A 4,084-nucleotide genomic window follows, 5' to 3' on the forward strand; every position below is an offset into this window, starting at 1 on the left:
TCGCGGAACCGGAACCGGAACCGGACAGAATCCACTCCAGCCCGACCCGGTGAATTAAAGATCAGTATCAGCTCAGTTACGCCGGCGGACAGGCTTCCAGAAGGCAGCTCGGACAGTCCATCCGCACAGTCACCGGCTGGAAGGTCGCACGGGAGACGTACTGTGCGGTCCTTGCGCTGACGAGAACGTCCTGCCCGCCACGTCAATGATCGACTGCCACTCCGCGTCGTCCGGAGTGCCGGGCGGCACCCTGGTCCTGGACGGTGAAGGGCTCGCCAAGGCCGTGCAGCGGGACAGTGACGTCACCGGCTGGCTGGCACTTGCCCGCGCCGACGACATGCGGGTGATCACCAGTGCGGCGACCCTCGTCGAGGTGGTCCACCCACGGATCAGGCGTCCCGCCCTCGAGCGGACGCTGTCCCGGCTCGTCGTCGAACCCGTCACCGAGCTCCTGGCCCGCCGGGCCGCCGCGCTGCTGGGCGAGACCGGTCTGCACGGTCACCGCTGCGCGATCGACGCGATGGTCTGCGCGACCGCCCCCGCCCCCCGCCCCGGCCACCGTGCTTACGTCGGATCCCGACGATCTCATGGCGTTGTGCGGCGGGCGGATCACCATCGTCAAGATCTGACGGCCCATGACTACCTGTCTTCTCGGTGCCGAAAAATCTGTGGCCGCCGCAGTAGACATCGGGCGCTCCCCTGGGTAGAGTCCATGTCGTACACAGGAGAGTCCATGGTCGAGGCAGACAGGAACTGCCCCGAGCGGGACGGCAGCCAAGAGGGCTGCCGAGCACGAGCACGGCCAAGCAGGATCGGCAACATCCCATCAGGCAACGCACGAGAAGAGAGGAGCAGACGCCATCAGGATCGCCGGGGCGAGGTTCTAGCTCGCTCGGCTACCGCAGGCCCCAGATTGGAAGGTGGTCCCCGGTCACGCATATGCGATTCCCGCGCACCCGCCCTCTGCGGGCGGCTCCGCGGAATCAGAGTCCCGGCCCAACCGGTCGGTAGATGGTGTTGAACCCTCGGGACCCTGGTGCCTGCTGGCACCGGGGTCCCTCGATGTGTGCTCGAGAGGCGCGATGACCCCTGGGACCACCCGCAAACCGTCCGACAGCCTTGACGACGACGACTACGCCGCCTACACCATGGGCCGCGCAGCCGACATGCTCGGCACCACCCCCGCGTTCCTGCGGGCCCTCGGCGAAGCCGGCCTGATCACGCCCCTGCGTTCAGACGGCGGCCACCGCCGCTACTCCCGCCACCAACTCCGCCTCGCCGGTCGTGTCCGCGAACTCGTCGACGAGGGCACCGCGATCGAAGCCGCCTGTCGCATCGTCCTGCTCGAGGATCAGCTCGCCGAAGCCCGCGGGCTCAACGAACAGCTCCGCGAACAGGCCACCGGGCCGTTACCCACCGAATCTCCCTGACGAGCCGGTCGGCAGGGACGAGCCGGTCAGCGCGGGGGTTGGTCGGCGGCGGCGACTGCCAGATCGCGGTGCTGCCAGGTGACCGTGATGTCGAATCCGGCCTGCTGGAGCCAGCCGAGCTGGTCGGGCAACCGGCTCGGTTTGTCGTGGATGCCGTCGACGGGGGTGACGGCATCCACGGGGTCGTCGGGCACGACCACATCCGCGAGCACGAATCGGCCGCCCGGCGGCAGGACTGCAGCAATCCGGCCGAACAGCTCGACCTTGCCCGGCTCGTCCAGGTGGTGCACGGCCAGCGTCGAGATCACCAGGTCGAACGGGCCGGCCGGGAGCGGGTCCTCGAGCCTGCCGACGCGCAGGTCCGCGGGTGGCAGTCGGGGGCGGGCGGCTTCAAGCATCGCCGGACTCTCGTCGATCGCGACGAGGGCGGCATCCGGATGGACGTCGAGCACACGCCCGCTGGTCTCGCCCGTGCCCACCCCGAGATCGAGCATGCGCGTCACCCGCCGACCCGCCGTGGCCGCCGCCACCTCGTCCTGCAGTCGTTCGTAGTGCGGCACCTCGGCGACCACCATGGCTCGATAGGTCCGAGGGTCGAAATGAAACTGCGTCACCCCTCCCTTCTACGGCACTCGGTGCGGCGAGACAGCCGGATTCCCATCCCGAGGTGAGGACGAGAGCAACCGGCCGGCCGGTGACCGGCTCAGTCCCCGGCGGCGGGCTGGAGGATGCGCAGGGCGGCGAGGAGGATCTCGGCGCGGTCGGCGGGGTCGAGGGTGCCGTGGTTGAGGGCGATCGCGGCCATCGTGGCGTGTTTGATCGCGGCGAAGGCGGCGTGCGCGCGCAGGATGGCTGCGCGGTCGGGATCGGGGCCGGCCAGCGCGACGATCACCTGCTGAATCATCCCCTCGAAGGCGCGGGGCAGGCGCTTGTCGATGGCGGCCAGCACGCCCGGTTCCCGGTCGATCAGCGCGGCCAGCTCGCGGGAGTCCGCGGCGAGGTCGATGAATGCGCCGAGCAGCTCCGGCGGGGCGGGCGGCCCGGTGTTGAGACACTCGATGATCCGGCGGTAGGCCGCCAGCGGCTCGGCGACCAGGCCGTCGAGGATCGCCGCTTTGGACGGGAAGTGGTAGTACAGCGCGGCCGTCGTGGTGCCCAGCTCGCGGGCGATGTCGGCGTTGGTCGTGCCGCTGTAGCCATTACGGGAGAACAGGTCGCGAGCGATCGTGAGGATCCGTTCCCTGGTCTGGCTCACAGCTCCGAGATTACTTGCTCATCGATCAGTAAGTGAATGCGTCGAAGGGAAACCGCCGATTGGTGGCCCCGGGCGGGCCGAGGATGCCTCGCCGGCGTAGGCGATAGGGCCAGCGGCACATCGTGGGTCACCGACCGTATCGGACTGACGCCGGACTAGCGTCGGATTGATACGGTCGGTGACCCGTATAGGTGGTTTCTGGTCCGGGCCGTGATCGCGGGCCGGGCGGTCATGGTCGACGATGACCCAGGCTTTCTCTCGCAGCGGCGCCCCAGGCCGCCACTGCGAGAGAAAGCCCGTGGTAGCCGCCGTCCCCATGCCCGCAACGGTGGCCGCGCTCCCGGTGGACCGAGTCGAACGGGCAGGCGGTGCCTCGGCGATCGGCGAGTATCGCTGAGGGGCGCCGCCTACCGGCCGTCTACGGCAGTGGACGCATGCAGTCCCGGCATCGGTCGTTCAGGATCGACAGGAGCTCGACCGCCTTCAGCGAGGCGTCCCGCACCTTGGCGATGTCCTGCGACGAGTTCAGCCGGATCAACGCGGTCTCGGCTCCGTCCGAGGCGCCCTCGCGGACCGCTTCCACGATCTCGGCCGCGGGAGTGCCGTACTGGAAGAGCAGGATCTCCTTGTCCTGGTAGGCCGGCAGCTCCATGGGTAGGTGACCGAGTCCGATACCCGCGAGGTTGCGACTGAGGATCTGCCGCACGTTCGTCCCGAGCCGGCCGTAGCCACCGATCTCCCGCAGCAAGCCCATGGTGGTCCTGAAGACTCCGTTGTTCCCCACCACGGCTGACCGCAGATCCTCCCAGGTCCCGGGGGCGTCGGTCGGCACACCGATCATCTGCGCCTCCGACATCTCTACCATCCCGGCTGGCAACCGAAGTATCCCGCGTATACGTGAACCGACACGCCCAGCTCCTTCCGCTTCCCCAGGGAAAGCACTGCTGCTGCCGGGCCGGCGTCGCCCGGCTTCGCCCGGCGCAATTTTGTTATCCATAAGATATCCGACCCGCTCGGTGAGGTCCAACGCAGGAAGAAGTTCAAGGGTTTCGATAACGTTAACCCTCGCTGCACAGGCCGATGGTGACGCCATCGGGACGTGCCGATTAGTGCGTACTCCGCACCGCCGTCGCGGCCCCTGGCGACCGCCTCGGATTCCTATCCGTGACATTTGCGCTACGGAAAGGAAACGTCTGGGCGGCCCGGTCGGATAACTTGGCGTATGCACGGTCGGACGTATCGGCCGGTGCTCTTTTTCGTCCGGGACGGGCGCCGCCCTCGGTGAGGTGCGCGACTACGTGGGCCCCCGGCCACCCTGGGCGGCCCACCCCCGCCACGTGAGCTGGGCCACCGTGGCCCGCAGGAAGTCCCCCAAAGAAAACTCCAAGGATAAATTTTT

At 68.3% G+C, this 4,084-nt stretch carries 5 protein-coding genes; 1 reads left to right on the plus strand and 4 read right to left on the minus strand.

Annotated elements, in window-relative coordinates; translation table 11 throughout:
- Positions 1-202: 202 nt before the first annotated feature.
- A complete protein-coding gene (locus tag G6R25_RS32060) occupies positions 203-502 on the minus strand; it encodes a hypothetical protein (RefSeq protein ID WP_205447349.1) in 300 nt (99 codons plus the stop codon).
- 580 nt (positions 503-1,082) lie between these two features.
- On the opposite strand from G6R25_RS32060, the gene G6R25_RS22215 reads away from it, so the two are divergent.
- Positions 1,083-1,430: a MerR family transcriptional regulator gene (locus G6R25_RS22215; protein WP_163554445.1), complete on the plus strand. Its 348-nt coding sequence runs from the start codon at positions 1,083-1,085 to the stop codon at positions 1,428-1,430.
- A 26-nt stretch (positions 1,431-1,456) separates the two neighbouring features.
- Here G6R25_RS22215 and G6R25_RS22220 read toward each other — a convergent pair whose 3' ends face one another.
- From G6R25_RS22220 to G6R25_RS22230, 3 genes are all read right to left on the minus strand, one after another.
- On the minus strand, positions 1,457-2,044 hold the full coding sequence (locus G6R25_RS22220) for a class I SAM-dependent methyltransferase (RefSeq protein WP_163554446.1): 588 nt from the start codon (positions 2,042-2,044) through the stop codon (positions 1,457-1,459).
- 89 nt (positions 2,045-2,133) lie between these two features.
- Positions 2,134-2,685: a TetR/AcrR family transcriptional regulator gene (locus G6R25_RS22225; RefSeq protein ID WP_163554447.1), complete on the minus strand. Its 552-nt coding sequence runs from the start codon at positions 2,683-2,685 to the stop codon at positions 2,134-2,136.
- 418 nt (positions 2,686-3,103) lie between these two features.
- Complete coding sequence (locus G6R25_RS22230; protein WP_136447163.1) at positions 3,104-3,541, minus strand: hypothetical protein; 438 nt, start codon at positions 3,539-3,541, stop codon at positions 3,104-3,106.
- Between the last annotated feature and the right edge of the window lie 543 nt (positions 3,542-4,084).

Origin of the sequence: Candidatus Frankia alpina (genome assembly GCF_902806485.1) — a bacterium.
Classification (GTDB): domain Bacteria; phylum Actinomycetota; class Actinomycetes; order Frankiales; family Frankiaceae; genus Frankia; species Frankia alpina.

Bases quoted from the DNA above. Each gene is read 5' to 3' on its own strand.
- G6R25_RS22230 (WP_136447163.1), bottom strand. From the start codon at position 3,541: ATGTCGGAGGCGCAGATGATCGGTGTGCCGACCGACGCCCCCGGGACC.
- G6R25_RS22215 (WP_163554445.1), top strand. From the start codon at position 1,083: ATGACCCCTGGGACCACCCGCAAACCGTCCGACAGCCTTGACGACGAC.